This window comes from Sulfitobacter sp. M13 (genome assembly GCF_053474885.1).
Genome location: NZ_CM130281.1, coordinates 985,577 through 1,006,108, shown reverse-complemented (window position 1 = coordinate 1,006,108; position 20,532 = coordinate 985,577). Strand labels below are relative to the sequence as shown.

Here is a 20,532-nt window from a genome sequence, read left to right as displayed (position 1 = left end):
TTAACGGTATAGAAATGCTACAAGAACTAAAACGCGCTTGGGAGGGAATGATCCTCCCCATCTGGCGCCGCCCGAAACGTATTCAGGTCGCCGCATTGTGCTACCGCGAAACGCCCGATGGCAAAGAGGTGCTGATGATCACAAGTCGGGATACCGGCCGCTGGATCGTGCCGAAAGGCTGGCCGATTGATGGGCTGGACGGCGCTGGCGCTGCCCTGCGCGAAGCTTGGGAAGAAGCCGGCGTATCCAAGGCCGACATCGAGTCCGAGCCGATGGGGTATTACGATTACGACAAGGGCCTGTCCGAGGGTCTCACCACGCCCGTGATCGCTCAGGTCTATCTGACGCGTGTGCGCCACATCGAGGATGAATACCCCGAGGTCGACGTCCGCACGCGCCGCTGGATGCCCCCGAAAGAAGCAGCAGAACTGGTTGCAGAACCTGATCTTCGGGAAATCCTTCTGAAACTATAGCCGCTCTGCGGCCTTGCGTAACCTTTTTCGCTGTGCCACGAGCGCATGGTTCAAGAGAATGAGGCAGCAATGACCGACGGACCCAAAGGCCAACAGTGGAAAACACTGGATTCTGACCTGAACCGCATCTCGCGGGTGGAACAAGCAACGACGTATGTCGCGCGGCCTATGGTCGGACTTGGCATTGCGCTTGCCTTTATCGTCTTGGCGGCACTGATCGCCGGCCTTTTCCTCGGTGCGCAGCCGTCGAACTTTGTGGTGATCGCCGCTGCGGCCTTCGGGGCGTATATGGCTGTGAACATCGGCGCCAATGATGTGGCCAACAACATGGGCCCCGCCGTCGGTGCCAAAGCGCTAAGCATGGGCGGGGCGATCATCATCGCTGCGATCTGCGAAAGCGCGGGTGCATTGCTGGCGGGCGGGGACGTTGTTTCGACCATCTCGAAGGGGATCATCGATCCCGCGTCGGTCGCAGATTCCCAAGTGTTCATCTGGGCGATGATGGCCGCGCTGATTTCATCCGCGCTTTGGGTCAATCTGGCGACATGGGTGGGCGCGCCTGTGTCGACCACACACTCTGTCGTGGGGGGTGTTATGGGCGCGGGCATCGCGGCTGCGGGAATGGCAGCCGTCAACTGGCCTTCCATGAGCATGATCGCCGCCAGCTGGATCATCTCGCCCGTGCTAGGTGGCGCTGTCGCGGCGATGTTCCTCGCGCTGATCAAGTCGCAGATCCTGTACCAAGAAGACAAGATCGCCGCGTCGCGCCGGTGGGTGCCGATCCTGATCGGGGTCATGTCCGGCGTTTTCGCCACCTATCTGGCGCTCAAAGGCCTCAAGAAGATCATCGAGATCAACATGGGCTCTGCCCTGCTGATCGGTCTGGCCTGCGGTGTTCTGGCCTATGCCATTTCCTACCCCGCGATCCGCCGCGCCTCCGAGGGAATGGAGAACCGCAACAAATCCGTCAAAGTGCTGTTCGGCCTGCCGCTGGTGTTCTCTGCCGCGCTGCTGAGCTTTGCGCATGGGGCCAATGATGTGGCCAACGCGGTCGGGCCGCTGGCCGCGATTGTTCACGCCTCTGAATTTGGCGGCTTCGAGGCAAAGGTCTCTATCCCGATGTGGGTGATGGTGATCGGGGCCTTCGGGATTTCCTTTGGTCTGTTCCTGTTCGGACCCAAGCTGATCCGCATGGTAGGCAGCCAGATCACCAAGCTGAACCCGATGCGCGCCTATTGCGTAGCGCTATCCGCGGCAATCACAGTGATCATCGCCTCGTGGTTGGGTCTGCCCGTTAGCTCGACCCATATTGCAGTGGGTGGCGTTTTTGGTGTGGGCTTCTACCGCGAATGGCACATGGAGCGCCGCCTGCGTCGCCCCGGAGCCAAAGCCGGCGAGGTGAAACGCATCGCCGTAGAGGAACGCCGCCGCCGCAAACTGGTGCGCCGGTCCCACTTTATGACCATCGTAGCCGCATGGGTTATTACCGTGCCTGCCGCGGCGACCATGTCAGCGATGATCTTTCTGGGCCTGAACGCGCTGGTGAACTAAGTCCCCGTGCGACGTCGCCTTGGAAGCCGCCTTGGCGGCTAGCGCAGATCGGACGGGGTAAGGTTTGGCAGCCCCGGCCCGCGCGCCTGCGCCTCTTTCACCAGATCGCGCACGCGTTGACATAGCGGGGTGGCCACCCCTTCTTGCGCGCCCATCGCGATGATGCGCCCCTGCAGCGCGTCAATCTCGGTCGGTTTGCCCGCCTCTAGGTCATACGACATCGAGGTCCGCGCCATCGGGTCAATCGTCAGCATCCTGGCCGCGACGCGCGAAAACAGGGGTGTCGGCAAGCGTAGCACCCAAGGGATCAACCGTGCAGGCAGCGGCGTCGAGGACGCGGGGTAGATACCGTGGGCTTTCAAGACGGCAAGCGCCTCGGCCATCTGCGCGGCCATGACACGGCGCCAGCGCCGGTCAAACAGTTGTTCTTGCAATGTCAGCCCCGACAGGGCGTTCAGGCCATTGTTCAGGTTCAGCAGCAGCTTGCCCCATTGCACGCCATTGATAGCCCCCGTTCCGATCATGCGCAGCCCCGGCACCGACAGGTACCCCGACAGCGGCATCCGGCCTGTTTCGACCACAATATCGCCGCTTGTCGCGCGGTGATATCGCCCGTCCCTATGCGGCACCACGTTGAAAGGAACCATACCCGCGCGCACATCATGCAAGGGCAGGAGCTCGCGCAGGATCTCTGCCGCGTCGAGACCATTTTGCAGGCTCAGCACGGTGGACAGCGCAGGGGTGTGCTGAGCGATCAGACGGGCCATGCCCGCCGTATCGGCAGTCTTGACCGTGACCAGCACAATGCCCGCCCCCGCCAGACAGGCAGGGTCTTGGGACAGGGTCAGCTTTGACGCCGGCACATTTTCATCCAGCCCGTCGAAGTCCGTCAGGCGCAGGCCATGCGTTCTGATCTGACCGGCCACGCCCGGGCGGACCAGCAGCGTTACGTCGTGGCCGTGGGCGGCCAGCATGCCACCCACAAAGCAGCCAATCGCCCCCGCACCTGCGACAACGATCGGCCGCCGGTCGGTCATTTCCCCAAGCACCAGCGCATGACGGATTTTTGCGCGTGCAACCGGTTCTCGGCCTCGTCAAAGATAACCGAGCTTGGCCCGTCCATGACGGAACTTGTGACCTCGTCATCGCGGTGCGCTGGCAGGCAGTGCATGAACAGCGCGTCGGGCTTTGCCTTGGCCATCAGCGCGTCATTCACTTGATAGCCGCGCAGCTGGTTGTGTCGACGTTCGCGCGCCGATTGGGGGTCATGCATCGACACCCACGTGTCCGTGACCACCAGATCAGCGCCCTCGACCGCTTTGTTCGGGTCGCGTTCGGTGGTGTAGAGCCCGTTCAGCGCGGCCTCCGGGTCCAGCGTTTGCGGGCCGGTGAACACCAGTTCAAAGTCGAACGCCTTGGCGGCATGGGCAAAGCTGGCAAAGACGTTATTGCCGTCACCGGACCAGACAACCTTTTTGCCTTTGATCGGGCCGTTATGCTCTTCGAAGGTCATGATATCGGCCATGATCTGGCAAGGGTGCGTGCGGTTGGTCAGACCGTTGATCACCGGCACAGAGGCGTATTCCGCCATTTCAAGCAAAGTCGCCTCTTCGAAGGTGCGGATCATGATCAGATCAACATAGCGGCTGAGCACGCGCGCCGTATCGGCGATGGTTTCTCCGTGGCCCAGCTGCATATCCGCGCCGGACAGCACCATCGTCTGCCCGCCCATCTGACGCACGCCCACGTCAAAGCTGACCCGTGTCCGTGTCGAGGGTTTTTCGAAGATCAACGCGACCATGTGATCCTTGAGCGGCTGGTCATCATCAGGTGCACCGCGCGGACGACCCAGACGGGCTGCCTTCATCGTGGCGGCGTTATCAATGATGCTGCGCAGGTCAGCCGGGTCGGTTTGGTGAATGTCGAGAAAATGTTTCATAGGTATTCTTTTAATTTTTCCCAGAGTTAGGGGGGCCAGCCCCCCGGCCCCCCGGAGTTTTTAAGGCAAAATGAAGGTTAGCCGGCAGCAAGGCTGCTGGCGGCCTGATCAAGGCGGGAGACGGCCTCTGCGATGTCTTCATCGGTGATATTGAGCGGAGGCAGCAGGCGGATAACGTTGTCCGCCGCAGGCACTGTGATGACCTGATGACGGTAGCCCGCAGCAACGACGTCGCTGTTGGTGGCGGTGCATTTCAGGCCCAGCATCAATCCGCTGCCGCGCACGCTTTCGAACACGTCGGGGTGGCTTGCGACCAGACCCTCAAGTTTTTGCCGCATCAGGCCTGCCTTGCGGTTCACGTCCTCAAGGAACTTTTCGGTGCCGATGATATTTATCACCGCATTGCCCACGGCACAGCCCAGAGGGTTGCCACCATAGGTCGACCCGTGGGTGCCCGCTGTCATTCCTGATGCTGCGGTTTCTGTGGCCAGCACCGCGCCCAGAGGGAAGCCGCCGCCGATGCCTTTGGCGACCATCATGATGTCGGGTGTGACCCCTGCCCATTCGTGGGCGAACATCTTGCCGGTCCGGCCCACGCCGCATTGTACCTCGTCAAAGATCAGCAACAGACCGTTTGCTTCGCACAGCGCGCGCATCTGCTTGAGATCAGCATCGGGAACGGGACGGATACCGCCCTCGCCCTGAACCGGTTCGATCATGATCGCAGCTGTCGTATCGGTAATGGCAGCTGTCAGCGCATCCATATCGCCAAATTCGATATGCTTAAAACCGGGTAGGAGCGGGCCGAAGCCCTTGGTCATCTTCTCAGACCCCGCCGCCGCGATCCCCGCCGAGGACCGCCCGTGGAAAGAGCCCGAGAAGGTGATAATCTCGGTCCGGTCAGGCTGGTCCTTGTCGTAGAAATACTTGCGCGCCATTTTGACAGCCAGCTCGCAGGCTTCTGTGCCGGAATTGGTGAAAAACACCGTATCAGCAAAGCTGAGCGCGACCAGCCGGTCGGCCAGTTCTTGCTGCTGGGGAATCTCGTACAGGTTCGAGGTATGCCAAAGCTTGCCAGCCTGTTCGGTCAGCGCGGCCACCAGCGCAGGATGCGCGTGGCCAAGGGCGTTCACCGCGATGCCTGCGCCCAAATCCAGAAATCGGCGGCCGTCCTGTTCAATCAACCACGAGCCTTCGCCTTTGACAAAGCTCAGGGGGGCACGGGAATAGGTCGGCAGAACAGATGGGAACATCAGGATCATCCTTATAGGTTGGCCGCATCAAAGGCACAAAAGGCCATGAGTGACGGAGAGGGTCAATATGATTTGAAGGGGAGCGACGCAATTTATGTCGCAAATGATCAAAGCCGCGCCCCTATGCAGGGGCCGGTGTCGCCAATTAGCCTTGGCGTCGTCGCAAAGAAGATGTTGAACGGTTGATCATGTCGTTTGCATAGGCAGCTTTTTGCGCCTTGCAAAGCAAAAAACATGCCCGTGATGGCCGCAAACCGTGGCGCGGGCCGTGCTGCAGGTCTTTTGCTGTTGTTTTAAAGGAGCGATTGGCCTCAGCGCAGGCCCAATCGCCCGTTCCCGCCTTGCACCCAAGCTGTCAGTGATTAGTATAGGGACTTGAGATTTTTCCAAGGCGGTCCTGAGAAGGGCCGCTTGATAGCTAAGGACGCCAAATGTCTTGGACCGATGACCGCGTAGAGATCCTGAAGAAAATGTGGGGCGAGGGCCAATCCGCAAGCCAGATTGCAAAGGAGTTGGGCGGCGTGACCCGCAATGCCGTAATCGGCAAGGTGCATCGTTTGGGCCTGTCCAACCGGACCGCAACCGCAGCGCCCGCGGCCGCCCCTGCTGCTGCTGCCGCCAAGCCCGAAGCCAAGGCCAAGCCAGCAGCGAAGCCTGCCGCCGCTAAGGCAAAGGCAGAACCCGCCCCCGAAGCGGCAGAGCCCGAAGCAGCAGAGGCCGTGCCAGCGCCCCGCCCCAACCTGCCAGCGCGCGCCAAGATCATTCCCGCCGGCCAGCCGCTGCCCCCGCAGCCTTCGGCCAACGAGATCAGCCCCGAAGCATTGGCGAAAGTCAGCGAAGTCGAGAAAAAGTCGAAGAAGATCGGCCTGATGGACCTGACAGAGCGGACCTGCAAATGGCCTGTCGGTGACCCCGCGACAGATGATTTCTGGTTCTGTGGTCTGCCTGTGCAGCAAGGCAAGCCCTATTGCGAGGCCCACGTTGGCGTCGCGTTCCAGCCGATGAGCGCGCGGCGCGACCGCCGCCGCTAAACCGCAACGGACATCAGACAAACGAAAGGCCAGACAGCGATGTCTGGCCTTTTTCGTGTTCGTACGGTGCGTGGAAGGCTTTTCTACCCCGCGGCGGTTTTGCCCCGTCTGTCGCCGCGCAGCTGCGCATAAAGCACATGGGTTCGCCAGCGACCGTCGATTTGCAGATAGCTTTGGGCGACGCCCTCGTATTTAAAGCCGGTTTTTTCCAGCAACCCGCGCGAGGCGATGTTTTCAGGCAGGCAGGCGGCCTCTACCCGGCTGATGTCCAGACGGGTGAATGCGTGGTGCACTGTCGCTTCGATCGCTTCGCGCATATAACCACGGCGAGCGAATTGTTCGCCGGTCCAATAGCCCAATGTCCCCGCCTGTGCGGGACCCCGGCGGATGTTATCAAGCGTGATCGCACCGATCAGCATGTTGTCTTTGCGCCGGATTAGGAACAACGGCAGCGCGGTGCCCGCAGAGACAGAGCGGTTCGCCCAATAGACCCGATTGGTAAACGCCTTGCGCGACAGATGGTCCGGTGCCCAAGACGGCTCCCACGGGGAAAGATAGGTGCTGCTGTCCGACCGCAAGGTTGCCCAAGGGCGGAAGTCAGCATGCACCGGCGGGCGCAAGGTCAGCCTTTCGGTTTCAATGGCCAGCTTTCGTTTCAGCAGTTGCATCAGGCAGCGCGACGCTCCTGCAGCTCTTCCAAAGTGGGGGCCCCATCGACCGGACCATAAAGTGCCAGCGCGGCAGGTGCGCTTGCGGCCATGTTCTGGGCAAAATCACGCACGTCACCGGTGGTCACGGCATCAATCTGCGCGATGGTTTCTTCCAGCGGAGGCACGCGGTCCCAGATCTGGATCAGACGCGCCAGTCGTTCGGCACGGTTTGACGGGCTTTCCAGCCCCATCAGCAGCCCTGCTTTCATCTGCGCCCGTGCCCGCGCGACCTCGGCCGGGGACATGTCAGAGGCAGCGCGCTTCATCTCGTCAATGGTGATGCCTGCAAGTTCGGGCAGCTGTTCGCCACTTGTGCCGGCATAGACCGTCATCATGCCTGTATCGGCATAGGCCCCTGCCTGCGCAAAGATCGTATAACACAGTCCACGGTTCTCGCGGACCTCTTGGAACAGGCGGCTGGACATGCCGCCCCCAAGCGCGGAGGCATAGATTTGCGCGACATAGATATCATCAGCGCGGTAGCCGGGGGATTCGAAGCCGAGCGCGAAATGGGCTTGCTCTAGCGGTTTCAATTGGCGCACTTCGCCGCCGCTGAACTTGGCCGCATCGACATCGAACAAGGGTTTGGGTGGCATATCACCAAACAGCTGTTCGGCCAGACGCACGATCTCATCGTGATCGACGGCACCGGCTGCGGCGAGGATCATCTGGTCGGGACCGTAGTGCTCGCCGATAAAGCCTGACAGGTCCTCGCGGGTGAAGTTCGACACGCGCTCGGACGGCCCAAGAATGGTGCGTCCGATGGGCTGGTTGGGATAGGCCTTTTCCTGCAACCAATCGAAAATCACGTCGTCCGGCGTGTCTAGCGCTTGGCCGATCTCTTGCAGGATCACGCCGCGCTCTACCTCTATCTCACCGTTATCAAGCACCGGATTGCGCAGGATATCAGCGATCACATCCAGCCCGAGCGACACGTCGTTTTCCAGCACGCGCACGTAGTACGCCGTCACTTCGCGCGAGGTATAGGCGTTGATATAGCCGCCTACGTCTTCTATCGCCTCGGCGATTTGCAGCGATGTGCGCTTGGCCGTGCCTTTAAACGCCATATGCTCAAGGAAATGCGCGATACCGTTTTGCGTGGCCGTTTCATGCCGCGCACCCGCTGAGACCCAAACCCCGATAGACGCCGACGCGAGCCCAGGCATATGTTCGGTTACAATGCGAAAGCCGTTGGACAGGCGGTGTTGTTGCAAGCTCACTGAGCAATGCCCCCTTTGATAATATCTTTAAGCGCCTCTAGATCGTTCGGCACGCGGGTCACGCGTTCTTCGCGGTCAAACAGATCGGCCATGTGTTCCGGCAGCGGCGGGCGCACGCCAGTGGCGGCTTCCACGGCATCAGGGAACTTGGCCGGATGCGCAGTGGCCAGCGTGATCATCGGCGTCGCGGGATCGCGCAATGCGGCCCCCACACGCACACCGATGGCGGAATGCGGGCACAGCAGCTCGTTTGTGTCGGCGTAGAAAGCCTTGATCGTTTCGCTGGTTTCGTCTTCGGAAACGCGGCCCGATTTATAGGTGTTCTGTAGATCGCGCAGGGCATTGTCGCCTACGTCAAACCCGCCCTTGGCCAGATCGTCCATCAGGGTGTTGATCGCGTCACTGTCCTGCCCATAGGCAAAATACAACGCGCGTTCAAAGTTGGAGCTCACCTGAATATCCATCGACGGGCTGATCGAGGCATGGACCTCGCCCTTGTGGTATCCGCCCGTGGTCAGGCAGCGGTGCAAAATGTCGTTCTGGTTTGTGGCGACCACTAGATCAGCAATCGGCAGCCCCATTTCACGCGCGATATAGCCCGCGAAGATATCGCCAAAGTTGCCTGTAGGCACGGTAAAGCTGACTTTGCGGTCCAACGCGCCCATGGCCAGCCCTGCGGTAAAGTAATAGACTACCTGCGCCAGCACGCGGCCCCAGTTGATGCTGTTGACCCCTGCCAGTTGCACCCCGTCGCGGAAGGCGTGATCGTTGAACATATCCTTCAGACGCGCCTGACAATCGTCGAAATCACCGTCCAGCGCCAGCGCGTGAACGTTGCTTTCGGATGGCGTGGTCATCTGGCGACGCTGCACGTCGGACACCCGGCCATGGGGGAAGAGGATAAACACATCGACGTTGTCCAGCCCGCGAAACGCCTCGATTGCGGCAGAGCCGGTATCGCCAGAAGTCGCACCAACGATGGTCACCCGTTCGCCCTTGCGTGACAGCACGGCCTGAAACATGTGGCCGATCAGCTGCATGGCGAAATCCTTGAACGCCAGCGTGGGGCCGTGGAACAGCTCTAGCAGGAAGTGGCCCTGTTCAAGCTGTACCAATGGGGCACGAACGGTGTGATTGAACCCGGCATAAGCCTTGGCGATCAGCGCCTTGAATTCCTCGTCGCTGAACGTGTCACCAACAAAGGGTTTCATCACGCGAAAGGCGACATCCTCGTAGGACATCGTGGCCATCTCGCGCAGTTCATCGGTGCTGAGTGTCGGGATCGTTTCGGGCACATACAGACCGCCGTCACGGGCAAGGCCGGTCAGCAGCGCCTCTTCAAACGACAAAACGGGGGCGGAACCACGGGTAGAGACATAACGCATAGGGTTGGTCAGCTTTCGGTTTTGGGTGCGCGGCGGCGGCGCAGGAAGAAAAGGCTCATCCCAAGCCAGATCGCGGCAAGAGAGAACCAAGTGATCGCATATTGCAAGTGATCGTTGGGAATTCGGGCGGTATCAACAGGCAACGGGCTGATCCCCGCTGCCGGCGGGGTGCTGCTGCGTGTGACCAGCAGCACGGGCTGCGTGCCAAGGGTTTGGGCCATGTCTGGGACATCGCGGGCAAACCAGATGTTGCCCTTCAGGTCGGCCTCGGGCGTGAAGCTATCGGTTTCCTGCGGCCATTGCAGATTGCCAGTGATGGTTGCGGGGCCATCGGAGCGCGCGGCGTCCTTGGCGCTGGCCACCGCGAAACCGCGATCCACCATGATCCGGCGACCATCCTCAAGAACGAAGGGTGTGATGATCCGGTAGCCTGCACCGACGTCCTTCTGGGACACGAGCACATGCACCTCACCCTGTTCGAACGCGCCCGACACGGTCACGGGCAGATAGGCGTCAAGGTCGCGGTTCACCGACGCAGGCAAGTCAACCGGTGCGGCAGCGATGCGGGTGTTGATGTCGGCGATGATCGCCTCTTTCCAGGCCAACCGCTGAAACTGCCAAACGCCCAGCCATATCAGGATAGCGGCGCCGCCAAGGCCGACAATCAGCAGGAATAGCGTGCGACGCATAAAGCTCTCTTGAGGTTGGCACCCGTGGTCGGGTGGCGGCAATGCAAAGGCGCGCAAGGTCCCCCTCGCGCGCCTTTGCTTTTAGTGATTGCGGCCCGATTTGCAAGCCGACTGCGGGCTTAGATGCCCCACATATAGACGGCGAAGAAAAGGAACAGCCAGACCACATCCACAAAGTGCCAGTACCAAGCAGCGGCCTCAAAGCCGACGTGCTGCTCTTGGGTAAAGTGGCCTTTGATCGCGCGGACCAGACAGACCGCCAAGAAGATCGTACCGATTGCAACGTGGAAACCGTGGAAACCCGTCGCCATGAAGAAGCTGGAGAAGAACAGGTCTCCCCCGAAGGTCCAATCGTCGTGGACCAGCAGTTCGTAATACTCATAGGCTTGGAACGCGGTGAACAGCATGCCCAGAACGATCGCGATGGACAGGCCGGCGATCAGGTCTTTGCGGTTGTTCTCGTGGACCAGCGCGTGGTGCGCCCAAGTTACGGCACAGCCCGACAGCAGCAGGATCAGCGTGTTGATCAGCGGCAGGTGGAAGGCGTCAACCGGGATGATATCCGGCTGCACATAGGTGGAGCCCGGAAATTCGTCCATCGGGTACAGGGCTTCTTTGAAGAAGGTCCAGAACCACGCGACAAAGAACATCACTTCGGACATGATGAACAGGATGAAGCCATAGCGCAGACCGATGCGCACGACGTTGGTGTGATCGCCGACGTGGCTTTCGGCGACAACCTCGGACCACCATCCGAACATGCAATACAGCACAGCAACCAGACCACCCAAGAAAACGAAGGGGGTTACATCGTGCATCCAGAAAACACCACCAACCAGCATGACGCAGCCGGCAATGGAGCTGAGCAATGGCCATGTGGACGGCGGCAGAATGTGGTAGTCATGGTTCTTTTCATGGGCCATTGGTTCAGTCCCTCACCTTTTTCTTAATTCAGGTTTATCGCGCTGTCCTGATCGGGGGCTTCATAGCCCTCGGGCAGGTCAATTTCATAGAACGTATAAGACAGTGTGATCGTATGTACATACTTGCCATCACGGTCTTCGACGATTTCGGGGTCAACAAAGAAGCTGACGGGCATTTGAACACGCTCACCGGGGGCGAGCACCTGTTCAGTAAAGCAGAAGCATTCGATCTTTTCAAAAAACGCCCCGGCGGCATAGGGCGTCACGTTATAAGACGCCTGCCCCGCAACCGGGTGATCGGTGGGGTTATAGGCCTCGTAAAAGGCTAGCCCTGTTTCACCGATGCGCAGCGTCATCTCGGTTGCAACGGGTTTGAATTCCCACGGCATGTTGTCGTTCAGGCTACCGTCAAAACGTACGGTGATCGTCTGGTCAAGAACGTCGCCGTCTGCGCTTGCGACCTGACCCGGCGTCCCGCCAAAGCCGGTGACGCGGCAGAACCAGTCGTAAAACGGAACAGACGCCCACGCGAGGCCGCCCATCAGAACCACTACAGTGACGGTCTGCATGACAGTCTTGGCGGGTCCGGACAAAGCCATCAGTTGCTCTCCTGCGTTTGGATGTCTCCACCCGGCAGATCGTTGAAATCGATGTTGGTGATTTTAACAAAAGTCAGCGCCATGACCAGCACAACAAAGCCAGCCAAAAGCAGACCAACGCCCAGGTTGCGCCCGCGACGACGGGTGTGAATTTCGTGTTCTGCTCGAATGCCCATTACCAGCCTCCCATGCCATAGCCGCGCAGGGTCGCCTCTACCAGAATGGCCCCGAAGTGCAGGAAAAGATACCACAGGGACAGACGGAAGAACTTGCGCTCTACGCGGAAATCATCAGCTTCGCTGTCATCTTCGTCACGCTTCCAGATACGGAACGCGCCAATCAGGAACAGCAGGTTCAAAACGCCGGCGGTGACCAGATAGATCGGCCCACCGATAGTGGTAAAGCCGGTACCGACAGCCAGAATGACCAGCAAAACAGTATAAGCCAGAATGTGACGACGGGTAGAGCGGCGACCGTGGGTCACGGTCAGCATCGGCACCTTCGCGTCGTCATAGTCATTGCGCATAAACAGCGCCAAGGCCCAGAAGTGCGGCGGTGTCCACATGAAGATCAGCGCGAACATCAGCCATGCCTCGACAGAGAAGCTGCCGGTGGCGATAATCCAGCCGATCACAGGCGGGAACGCACCCGCAGCCCCACCGATAACGATGTTCTGCGGTGTCGCGCGCTTGAGCCACATGGAATAGAAAACAGCGTAAAAGAGGATCGTGAACAGCAGCATGCCTGCGGCCAGCAGGTTTGCGGCCAACCCGAGCATCACAACCGACATCCCCGACAGCGTTACGCCAATCGCCAACGCTTCGCCCGGCTGGACGCGGCCCGACGGAATCGGGCGGCCTTGGGTCCGGCGCATGATCGCGTCGATGTCAGCGTCCCACCACATGTTCAGCGCACCAGAGGCCCCTGCCCCGATAGCGACGAACAGGATCGACGCAAAGCCAACAACCGGATGAACAGAATTCGGCGCGGCCAACATGCCGACAAGCGCGGTAAAAACCACCAGCTGCATGACGCGCGGCTTCATCAGGGCAAAGTAATCCCCGAACTGCGCTTCGTACTCGCCCGCAGGTGTCGTGCTGGTATCAGTCATGCGATCTCTCATACAAAAGGAACCCGGGGCGCGCACGTCGCGCACCCCGCATCAGCAATTGTGCCTTACTTGGACGCAACGGTCAGAGCTTGCGGAATGCCCGCATACTCTTCTTTCGCGTTACCCAGCCACTGTGCGTAAACCTCTTCCGAGACGACTTTCACAGTGATCGGCATATAGGCGTGGGCGTTGCCGCACAATTCGGAGCATTGGCCAAAGTACACGCCTTCTTTCTCGGCGGTGAACCATGTTTCCGCCAGACGGCCAGGTACAGCGTCTTGCTTTACGCCGAAGGCAGGCATTGCCCACGAATGGATCACGTCGGACCCCGTGACCTGAACCACGATCGTTTTGCCCACGGGGATCACGACAGCGGTATCGGTCGCCAGCAGGAACTGGCGCTCGGTATAGCCGGCGGCTTCGAGCTGGGCGATGACCTCGGGTGTTTTGCGATTTTCACCACCAACAGCAGGCGCACCGATCATGTAGCTGTCAAAGCCAAAGCCTTCGTCGACATAATCATAGGACCAATACCACTGGTTGCCCGTTGCCTTGATCGTCAGATCGGCTTGGGGAATTTCCTGTTGGCGGAACAGGATTGGCAGCGAATAGGCCCCGATCAGTACCAGAATCAGGATAGGTGCAACGGTCCAAAGGATCTCGACCGGCGTGTGGTGCGTAAAGGAAGCGGCAACAGGGTTGCGCTTCTTATTGTAGCGGAATGCCACCCAAAGGATCAAACCGGTGACGAAGATGGTGATCAAGGTGATGATGATCAGGATAAGATAGTCCAGATCGTGGATGTCTTGCGCCACGCGGGTGACGGCTGGCTGAAAGCCCATCTTGCCGTCAATCGGCTCACCAATGATTTCCAGCCCGTCGATGCGAAGGTTTTCCTGCGCCATTGCTGGCACGGCGGAAAAAGCGGCCATGAGACCCGAAAAAGAGAGAAGATGTTTCATATGTCGTCCTGATCTTGTGACCATTGATAAGCGAATCCCAGCACCACCCCGCAAATGGAGTCAGCTGTCCCGTTGTAATCTTTGCGCTTACAATCATATTCTAACTTCAAGATAAAGACTTCTGCTTGCGTCAAACGGACGCGAAGCGATTTTTATGACACGATTCAAGGAACATTTTTATGAGCCAGCCGCCTTTCAACCCCTTTGAGGCGCAGCTTGACCGTGACGCCGCACTGTCCATCCTGCGTGACGCTGTTGCAGGTGCCGATGACGGGGAACTGTTTTTCGAGCGCCGCCGCTCCGAAGGGTTGGTGTTTGACGACGGGCGACTGAAAACAGCGAGCTACGACGCTTCCGAAGGGTTCGGGCTGCGCGCCGTGCGCGGCGATGTGTCTGGGTATGCCCACTCGACCGAGATCACAGAGGCCGCTTTGCGCCGCGCAAGCGAGACGGCGCGGCTGGCCGTGGGTGCGGGAGGTGGCACTTGGGCGGACGCGCCCGCAGCGACCAATCAAAAGCTTTATACCGACGAAGACCCGATCGCTGGCGCGGCCTTCCCCGTCAAGGTCGACACCCTGCGCGAGATCGACGATTTCGCCCGCAGCCTGGATTCCCGTGTCGTGCAGGTCTCTGCCTCTATTTCTGCCTCCATCCAAGAAGTCGAAATACTGCGCCCCGAAGGAACATCCGTCCGCGATGTGCGCCCCATGACGCGGGTCAACGTGTCGGTGATCGTAGAACAAGACGGACGCCGCGAAAGCGGAACCGCGGGCGGCGGTGGCCGTGTCGGGCTGGACGGGCTGCTGGACCCCGCCGACTGGCAGGCCAAAATTCGCGAGGCTTTGCGCATCGCCTGCGTGAACCTGCGCGCCGTGCCTGCCCCTGCGGGGATGATGGATGTGGTGCTTGGCCCCGGCTGGCCCGGTATCTTGTTGCACGAGGCCATTGGCCACGGGCTGGAAGGCGACTTTAACCGCAAGGGATCAAGCGCGTTTGCAGGCCTCATGGGGCAGCGCATCGCGGCCAAAGGCGTGACGGTGCTGGATGACGGCACGCTGCCTGATCGGCGCGGGTCTATCTCTATTGATGACGAAGGCACGCCCTCGGCCAAGAATGTGCTGATCGAGGACGGCGTGCTGGTCGGCTATATGCAGGACCGGCAGAACGCGCGACTTATGGGGGTTGCCCCGACCGGCAATGGCCGCCGCGAATCCTATGCACACGCGCCGATGCCGCGCATGACCAACACCTATATGCTGGGCGGTGACGTGGCCCCCGGTGATATCGTCGCCGACCTGAAGGACGGTATTTATGCTGTCGGCTTTGGCGGCGGTCAGGTGGATATCACCAACGGCAAGTTCGTGTTCTCCTGCACCGAAGCCTACCGCGTGCGCAACGGGGTCGTGGGCGATCCGGTCAAAGGGGCCACTCTGATTGGCGATGGTGCCACCGCGCTGCAGCAGATTCGCGCCATCGGCAACGACCCCGCGCTCGACCCAGGGATGGGCAATTGCGGCAAAGCGGGCCAATGGGTGCCCGTTGGTGTTGGACAGCCGACATTGATGATCGGCGGGTTGACCGTCGGCGGTGCCGCCGCCGCATAATGGGCTAAGGGGCAACCGGATGGGCGGGGGTGACGCGCTCCATCCGGTTGATCCAACATGGCCGCGAGATCAGCGGCGTGAGATCAGGGGCGTGAAGGTCCACAAACTCTATTCAAGTCAAATTAGTTCGACGCCGTTCATACTCTGTTAAGCAGCTTTGCCTAAAACTGGTGGAGCAACGGACGGAGACACGGGATGACTGACAGGAACAACGCTCCTTCCTCTTCCACGCCCCCCATGGTCCCAGCCACCTTGGAAGACGACAGCTTTGCCCAGCTTCGTCTGTTGCGCTCGCGCCGCGTCGGCGTCGTGACATATTACCGGATGCTGCGTGAATACGGCACAGCCCGCGCCGCGCTGGAGGCTCTGCCCGAGGTTGCACGCGCCGCAGGCGTGAAAGACTATCGCATCTGCCCCGAGAACATCGTGCAGGCAGAGTTGCGCGCGGCCAAAGGCGCTGGCGCGCGGCTGGTCACCCACGACAGCGTAGCCTACCCCCCTCATTTAGCAGAACTCGACGACGCCCCCCCGTTTCTATGGGCCATCGGAGATATCGACCTGCTGCACCGCCCCTTGGTGTCAATTGTGGGCGCGCGGAATGCCTCCTCCCTTGGGACGCGCATGACACGCGCCTTGGCGCGCGGCTTGGGAGAGGCGGGGTTTACTGTCGTATCAGGGCTGGCGCGGGGCATCGACGCCGCGGCGCATCAGGCCGCGCTGGATACCGGCACCATCGCCGTTCAGGCGGGTGGCGTCGACGTGATCTATCCGGTCGAGAATACCGATCTTGCCCACGATATTGCCACCCAAGGCCTGCGCCTTTCGGAACAGCCCATGGGCTTGCAACCGATGGCGCGGCATTTCCCCAGTCGCAACAGGATCATCGCAGGGCTGGCCCGCGCAACCGTCGTGGTCGAGGCGGCGGCGAAGTCGGGCAGCCTGATCACCGCCCGCGATGCGCTGGACCAGGGGCGCGATGTGCTGGCGGTGCCCGGCCACCCGTTCGATGCACGTGCCGCGGGCTGCAACATGTTGATCCGTGACGGGGCCACGCTGGTGCGCAATGCCGCAGATGTGATCGAGCTTTTGGGCCCGGCTCGGCAAGAGCAGCCCGTTGCGCCGCCCCTCCACAGCCCACCACCGTCACCCGACCGTAACACTGCATCCCTGCACATCGAGATATTGTCGCGCCTCGGCCCCAGCCCCGTCGCCGAAGATCAACTGTTGCGCGATTTGGCCGTGGCACCGGCTATTGCCACACCTGTTATGGTAGAACTTGAGTTGAACGGCCGCATTCTGCGCCATGCGGGCGGTCTGGTATCTCGGGCTGACTGAACACCGCGCAACCGCCGCTTGGGGGCCAGCCCCCGCCTTGGATTTCATCCAAAGCTCCCCCGGGATTTTGGACCATTTGGAAGGTGGCGAAGAGGCGCGTTCAGGTCGTCAAATCGGCCTCAGGCGCTGCTTCAAACCCCGTATATCAAAGGGGTCGCGCTGTTCTGCGGATTGACAAACTTCGCTTCACGCCACATGTCACAGCATAAGCCACGCGAATTAATTTGATCCAAGGTGCCGAATTTTATGCCAGTTGTCGTCGTCGAATCACCTGCAAAAGCCAAAACGATCAACTCGTATCTGGGCAGTGATTACATCGTGCTTGCGTCTTACGGCCACGTCCGCGACCTGCCCCCCAAGGACGGATCGGTCGACCCCGACAACGGGTTCGACATGACTTGGGAAGTCGCCGCAGCGAGCAAGAAACACGTCAAAGCCATCGCTGATGCGCTGAAAGACGACAACGCATTGATCCTCGCGACTGACCCCGACCGCGAAGGCGAAGCGATCAGCTGGCACCTGCAAGAGACGTTGACCAAGCGCAAGTCGATCAAGAAGGACACGCCGGTCAGCCGCGTGGTGTTCAACCAGATCACCAAAAAGGCCGTGACCGAAGCGATGGCGAACCCGCGTCAGGTGGATATGCCGCTGGTCGAGGCCTATCTGGCACGGCGTGCGCTGGATTATCTGGTGGGGTTCAACCTGTCGCCTGTTCTTTGGCGCAAACTGCCCGGCGCAAAGTCGGCGGGGCGCGTGCAATCGGTCACTTTGCGGCTGATTGTCGAGCGCGAGATGGAAATCGAAGCCTTCCGCAACCGCGAATACTGGAGCGTGAAGGCGCTGTTCGCCACGCCACGCGGGCAGGAATTCGAGGCGCGGCTCGTGACAATGGCCGGCAAGAAGTTGGACCGCTTTGATCTGACCAATGAAACGCAGGCCGAAATGGCCGTGCAAGCCATCACCAGCCGCGATCTGACCGTCACCAGCGTCGAGGCAAAGCCTGCCAGCCGAAACCCCTCGGCCCCGTTCATGACGTCGACGTTGCAACAGGAAGCCAGCCGCAAGTTCGGCATGGGTGCCCGCCAGACCATGAGCACGGCGCAGCGCCTGTATGAAGCCGGTCACATTACTTATATGCGGACCGACGGCATCGACATGGCCCCCGAGGCGATTACGATGGCGCGGGATGCGATCACGGACCGGTTTGGCGCGGAGTACGTTCCATCAGAGCCACGTATCTACAAGAACAAGGCTAAGAACGCCCAAGAGGCGCACGAATGTGTGCGCCCGACTGACATGACCAAAGATTCCGCCGCGTTGAAACTGACGGAATCGGATCAACGCAAGCTTTATGACCTGATCTGGAAGCGGACGCTGGCCTGCCAGATGGAAAGCGCGCGTCTGGAACGCACCACGGTCGAGATCGGCAGCAAGGATGAACAGGTCGGCCTACGCGCCACCGGTCAGGTTGTGAAATTCGACGGCTTCCTGCGCGTCTATGAAGAAGGCCGGGATGACGTTGTGGACGAAGACGACAAGCGTCTGCCGCAGATCACTCAAGGCGACAAAATGGACAAACGATCCGTTACGCCAGAGCAGCACTTCACCCAGCCGCCCCCCCGCTATACCGAAGCGACATTGGTCAAACGGATGGAAGAGCTTGGTATCGGGCGCCCGTCGACCTACGCCAGCGTTGTCACCACCATTCAGGACCGCGAATACGTCCGCAAGGAAGGCAACCGCCTGTTCCCAGAGGACAAGGGCCGTTTGGTCACCGCATTCCTCGAGAATTATTTCCGCAAATACGTGGGCTATGACTTTACCGCCGATCTGGAAGACCAGCTGGATAAGGTGAGCTCTGCAGACGCCAACTATAAAGATGTGCTGAGCCGCTTTTGGCAGGATTTCTCGGCTGCGATTGCCGAAACGGCCGATCTGCGCATCACCGAGGTGCTGGAAAAGATCAACGAGGTACTCGAGCCGCATCTGTTCCCGCAAAACGAAGACGGCAGCGACCCGCGCTTGTGTCCCAATTGTGAAATCGGGCGCTTGTCGATGCGCACAGCACGGTCCGGCGGCGCGTTTATCGGGTGCTCTAACTACCCTGAATGCCGCTATACCCGCCCCTTCGGCCCGCCCGACCCCGAGGCAGAAGCCTCGGCGATCCCGCCGGATGGCAAGCTGTTGGGCGAGGATATGGGCGAGGAGATTCGTGTGTTCAAAGGGCGCTTTGGCCCCTATGTGCAGCGCGGCCCCGTCACGGAAGAAAACAAGAAGCCGCCGCGTCAATCGGTGCCCAAGGACTGGCCCGCCGAAGAGCTGGAGCTGGAACGCGCTGTCATGCTGCTATCGCTCCCGCGGGAGATCGGGCCGCACCCTGAGGATGGCGTCATGGTCTGGGCGAATATCGGGCGCTACGGCCCCTACATCAAGCACGCCGAAAGCACGTCGAACCGTGGCGGGACCAACGCCAACCTTGAAGGTCTTGACGAGGTGTTCACCGTCGGCATGAACCGTGCCGTACAGTTGCTGGCTGAAAAAGTCGCCAGCCGTGGTGGCCGTGGCAAAGCTGCCATGCCGATCCGCGAGATGGGGGAACACCCTGATCTGGGCGGTGAGGTGAACATCATGGAAGGCAAGTATGGGCCGTACGTGAAGTGGGAGAAGGTCAACGCCACCATCCCCAAAGAGGTAGAGCCTGCTGATCTGACCATGGAACGCGCCGTTGAGCTGATCGAGGAAAAGCTGGCGAAATCCCCCGCCAAGCGTAAAGCCGCGACCAAAAAGCCTGCGGCAAAGAAACCCGCTGCGAAAAAGGCGGCACCCAAGAAAGCAGCGGCAAAGAAGGCTCCGGCCAAAAAGGCGACCGCCTCTAAAACCGCGACCAAAGCGGCCTCGACTCCAGACGCGTAAGAGTGCAACTCACATATATGTCATTTAATGAATATGTGAGTTGCCACACCCTGCCCGCGATGCTTTTACCTGTGGCAATCGCCACGGTAGAAGGAGATCAAGATGGCAGAGCAGACATTTTCACGACGCGGGTTGATCCTGACGGCAGGCGCGGCGCTATTTACGCCCGCCGTGTTGCGCGCGCAGACGCCGACACCTGAAGTCATCGACGTGGTACGCCACAACACAAACGGGTTCTCCAGCCAGAACTGGCAGGACCACTTTGACACCCTGGGTAAGGCCGCCATTGTCGCCGATACCTCGTCACGCGCGCTGCATTATTGGGGCGGCGATGGTGACACCTACAAAATCTACCCGACGTCAGTCCCGCGCAGCGACGAGCTGACCAAACGCGGCTACACAAGTATCGTGCGCAAACGTGTTGGCCCGGACTGGACGCCGACCTCCAGCATGATCGAACGCGATCCGGACCTGAAATACATGCCTCCGGGGCCGGACAATCCGCTTGGGACCCACGCGATGTACCTCAGCTGGCCTGCCTATTTGATCCACGGCACACATGATACGCGCAAGATCGGGCGGCAAAGCTCTGACGGGTGCATCGGTCTTTACAACCACATGATCGAGGCCCTGTACCAGATTGCCCCCATCGGGACGCAGGTCCGTATCGTCTGACACGGTCACTCCCCCCTTTGAATAGAGGTGCCTGCCCTACGCTGGGGCAGGCCACCGAGATTTAGCAAAATACCAGTAGGCTCCGCTGGTAGCGCTGACAGCCGGTGCGCCGGTTTGACACGTTCGTTACGCCACGTCATAGAAGTCGTATAAATATAA

General features: G+C 60.2%; 20 protein-coding genes. 8 read left to right on the top strand and 12 right to left on the bottom strand.

Features of this window, described 5'->3' with window-relative positions; genetic code table 11:
* The first annotated feature begins 14 nt into the window (after window positions 1-14).
* Window positions 15-473: an NUDIX hydrolase gene (locus tag ACVBAU_RS04765; protein WP_093733345.1), complete on the top strand. Its 459-nt coding sequence runs from the start codon at window positions 15-17 to the stop codon at window positions 471-473.
* A 69-nt stretch (window positions 474-542) separates the two neighbouring features.
* Window positions 543-2,024: an inorganic phosphate transporter gene (locus tag ACVBAU_RS04760; protein WP_138924176.1), complete on the top strand. Its 1,482-nt coding sequence runs from the start codon at window positions 543-545 to the stop codon at window positions 2,022-2,024.
* Window positions 2,025-2,062: 38 nt separating this feature from the next.
* Here the strand turns inward: ACVBAU_RS04760 and ACVBAU_RS04755 are convergent, their stop codons facing one another.
* From ACVBAU_RS04755 to ACVBAU_RS04745, 3 genes are all read right to left on the bottom strand, one after another.
* Complete coding sequence (locus ACVBAU_RS04755; RefSeq protein ID WP_448328170.1) at window positions 2,063-3,061, bottom strand: 2-dehydropantoate 2-reductase; 999 nt, start codon at window positions 3,059-3,061, stop codon at window positions 2,063-2,065.
* Window positions 3,058-3,963 (bottom strand): ornithine carbamoyltransferase, encoded by a 906-nt coding sequence (gene argF / locus ACVBAU_RS04750; protein WP_138924178.1) that lies wholly within the window; start codon window positions 3,961-3,963, stop codon window positions 3,058-3,060. The genes ACVBAU_RS04755 and argF overlap by 4 nt, the downstream gene beginning before the upstream one ends.
* 77 nt (window positions 3,964-4,040) lie before the next feature.
* On the bottom strand, window positions 4,041-5,216 hold the full coding sequence (locus ACVBAU_RS04745; protein ID WP_448328168.1) for an acetylornithine transaminase: 1,176 nt from the start codon (window positions 5,214-5,216) through the stop codon (window positions 4,041-4,043).
* Window positions 5,217-5,261: 45 nt separating this feature from the next.
* Between ACVBAU_RS04745 and ACVBAU_RS04740 the strand changes: the two genes are divergently transcribed.
* Window positions 5,262-5,402, top strand: a complete 141-nt coding sequence (locus ACVBAU_RS04740; protein ID WP_448328167.1) for a hypothetical protein — start codon at window positions 5,262-5,264, stop codon at window positions 5,400-5,402.
* A 245-nt stretch (window positions 5,403-5,647) separates the two neighbouring features.
* Complete coding sequence (locus tag ACVBAU_RS04735) at window positions 5,648-6,247, top strand: GcrA family cell cycle regulator (protein WP_448328166.1); 600 nt, start codon at window positions 5,648-5,650, stop codon at window positions 6,245-6,247.
* Between the two features lie 83 nt (window positions 6,248-6,330).
* Here the strand turns inward: ACVBAU_RS04735 and ACVBAU_RS04730 are convergent, their stop codons facing one another.
* The 9 genes from ACVBAU_RS04730 to coxB all read right to left on the bottom strand — a co-directional run bounded on the left by ACVBAU_RS04730 (window position 6,331) and on the right by coxB (window position 13,846).
* Window positions 6,331-6,915, bottom strand: a complete 585-nt coding sequence (locus tag ACVBAU_RS04730) for a GNAT family N-acetyltransferase (protein ID WP_138924181.1) — start codon at window positions 6,913-6,915, stop codon at window positions 6,331-6,333.
* A complete protein-coding gene (locus ACVBAU_RS04725; RefSeq protein ID WP_138924182.1) occupies window positions 6,915-8,177 on the bottom strand; it encodes a M16 family metallopeptidase in 1,263 nt (420 codons plus the stop codon). Before ACVBAU_RS04725 ends, ACVBAU_RS04730 begins: the two co-directional genes overlap by 1 nt.
* The gene (thrC, locus tag ACVBAU_RS04720; protein WP_335744984.1) at window positions 8,174-9,562 is read right to left on the bottom strand and encodes a threonine synthase; all 1,389 of its coding nucleotides are present in this window, start codon (window positions 9,560-9,562) and stop codon (window positions 8,174-8,176) included. Before thrC ends, ACVBAU_RS04725 begins: the two co-directional genes overlap by 4 nt.
* 8 nt (window positions 9,563-9,570) lie before the next feature.
* Window positions 9,571-10,251: an SURF1 family protein gene (locus tag ACVBAU_RS04715; protein ID WP_448328163.1), complete on the bottom strand. Its 681-nt coding sequence runs from the start codon at window positions 10,249-10,251 to the stop codon at window positions 9,571-9,573.
* Between the two features lie 119 nt (window positions 10,252-10,370).
* Window positions 10,371-11,174, bottom strand: a complete 804-nt coding sequence (locus ACVBAU_RS04710) for a cytochrome c oxidase subunit 3 (protein ID WP_093733356.1) — start codon at window positions 11,172-11,174, stop codon at window positions 10,371-10,373.
* 23 nt (window positions 11,175-11,197) lie between these two features.
* The gene (locus tag ACVBAU_RS04705; RefSeq protein WP_138924185.1) at window positions 11,198-11,773 is read right to left on the bottom strand and encodes a cytochrome c oxidase assembly protein; all 576 of its coding nucleotides are present in this window, start codon (window positions 11,771-11,773) and stop codon (window positions 11,198-11,200) included.
* Window positions 11,773-11,949 (bottom strand): cytochrome C oxidase assembly protein, encoded by a 177-nt coding sequence (locus ACVBAU_RS04700; RefSeq protein WP_093733358.1) that lies wholly within the window; start codon window positions 11,947-11,949, stop codon window positions 11,773-11,775. Before ACVBAU_RS04700 ends, ACVBAU_RS04705 begins: the two co-directional genes overlap by 1 nt.
* Entirely contained in the window at window positions 11,949-12,884 is a 936-nt protein-coding gene (gene cyoE / locus ACVBAU_RS04695) for a heme o synthase (RefSeq protein ID WP_335744982.1), read from the bottom strand. The genes ACVBAU_RS04700 and cyoE overlap by 1 nt, the downstream gene beginning before the upstream one ends.
* A gap of 65 nt (window positions 12,885-12,949) precedes the next feature.
* On the bottom strand, window positions 12,950-13,846 hold the full coding sequence (gene coxB, locus ACVBAU_RS04690) for a cytochrome c oxidase subunit II (protein WP_093733360.1): 897 nt from the start codon (window positions 13,844-13,846) through the stop codon (window positions 12,950-12,952).
* A 179-nt stretch (window positions 13,847-14,025) separates the two neighbouring features.
* Here coxB and tldD point away from each other — a divergent pair, with 179 nt between their 5' ends.
* The 4 genes from tldD to ACVBAU_RS04670 all read left to right on the top strand — a co-directional run bounded on the left by tldD (window position 14,026) and on the right by ACVBAU_RS04670 (window position 20,373).
* Window positions 14,026-15,450, top strand: a complete 1,425-nt coding sequence (tldD, locus tag ACVBAU_RS04685) for a metalloprotease TldD (protein ID WP_448328159.1) — start codon at window positions 14,026-14,028, stop codon at window positions 15,448-15,450.
* A gap of 195 nt (window positions 15,451-15,645) precedes the next feature.
* Window positions 15,646-16,785, top strand: coding sequence for a DNA-processing protein DprA (gene dprA, locus ACVBAU_RS04680; RefSeq protein ID WP_448328157.1), 1,140 nt, complete (start codon window positions 15,646-15,648; stop codon window positions 16,783-16,785).
* A gap of 246 nt (window positions 16,786-17,031) precedes the next feature.
* Complete coding sequence (topA, locus tag ACVBAU_RS04675; protein ID WP_448328155.1) at window positions 17,032-19,698, top strand: type I DNA topoisomerase; 2,667 nt, start codon at window positions 17,032-17,034, stop codon at window positions 19,696-19,698.
* Window positions 19,699-19,800: 102 nt separating this feature from the next.
* A complete protein-coding gene (locus ACVBAU_RS04670) occupies window positions 19,801-20,373 on the top strand; it encodes a L,D-transpeptidase (protein ID WP_448328153.1) in 573 nt (190 codons plus the stop codon).
* The last annotated feature ends 159 nt before the right edge of the window (window positions 20,374-20,532 follow it).

Coding starts and splice junctions, on each gene's coding strand:
- ACVBAU_RS04765 (WP_093733345.1), top strand. CDS start 15: ATGCTACAAGAACTAAAACGCGCTTGGGAGGGAATGATCCTCCCCATC.
- thrC (WP_335744984.1), bottom strand. CDS start 9,562: ATGCGTTATGTCTCTACCCGTGGTTCCGCCCCCGTTTTGTCGTTTGAA.
- ACVBAU_RS04705 (WP_138924185.1), bottom strand. CDS start 11,773: ATGGCTTTGTCCGGACCCGCCAAGACTGTCATGCAGACCGTCACTGTA.
- dprA (WP_448328157.1), top strand. CDS start 15,646: ATGACTGACAGGAACAACGCTCCTTCCTCTTCCACGCCCCCCATGGTC.
- tldD (WP_448328159.1), top strand. CDS start 14,026: ATGAGCCAGCCGCCTTTCAACCCCTTTGAGGCGCAGCTTGACCGTGAC.
- ACVBAU_RS04730 (WP_138924181.1), bottom strand. CDS start 6,915: ATGCAACTGCTGAAACGAAAGCTGGCCATTGAAACCGAAAGGCTGACC.
- ACVBAU_RS04670 (WP_448328153.1), top strand. CDS start 19,801: ATGGCAGAGCAGACATTTTCACGACGCGGGTTGATCCTGACGGCAGGC.
- coxB (WP_093733360.1), bottom strand. CDS start 13,846: ATGAAACATCTTCTCTCTTTTTCGGGTCTCATGGCCGCTTTTTCCGCC.
- ACVBAU_RS04700 (WP_093733358.1), bottom strand. CDS start 11,949: ATGGGCATTCGAGCAGAACACGAAATTCACACCCGTCGTCGCGGGCGC.
- ACVBAU_RS04755 (WP_448328170.1), bottom strand. CDS start 3,061: ATGACCGACCGGCGGCCGATCGTTGTCGCAGGTGCGGGGGCGATTGGC.
- ACVBAU_RS04735 (WP_448328166.1), top strand. CDS start 5,648: ATGTCTTGGACCGATGACCGCGTAGAGATCCTGAAGAAAATGTGGGGC.
- cyoE (WP_335744982.1), bottom strand. CDS start 12,884: ATGACTGATACCAGCACGACACCTGCGGGCGAGTACGAAGCGCAGTTC.
- ACVBAU_RS04740 (WP_448328167.1), top strand. CDS start 5,262: ATGAGTGACGGAGAGGGTCAATATGATTTGAAGGGGAGCGACGCAATT.
- topA (WP_448328155.1), top strand. CDS start 17,032: ATGCCAGTTGTCGTCGTCGAATCACCTGCAAAAGCCAAAACGATCAAC.
- ACVBAU_RS04715 (WP_448328163.1), bottom strand. CDS start 10,251: ATGCGTCGCACGCTATTCCTGCTGATTGTCGGCCTTGGCGGCGCCGCT.
- argF (WP_138924178.1), bottom strand. CDS start 3,963: ATGAAACATTTTCTCGACATTCACCAAACCGACCCGGCTGACCTGCGC.
- ACVBAU_RS04760 (WP_138924176.1), top strand. CDS start 543: ATGACCGACGGACCCAAAGGCCAACAGTGGAAAACACTGGATTCTGAC.
- ACVBAU_RS04710 (WP_093733356.1), bottom strand. CDS start 11,174: ATGGCCCATGAAAAGAACCATGACTACCACATTCTGCCGCCGTCCACA.
- ACVBAU_RS04745 (WP_448328168.1), bottom strand. CDS start 5,216: ATGTTCCCATCTGTTCTGCCGACCTATTCCCGTGCCCCCCTGAGCTTT.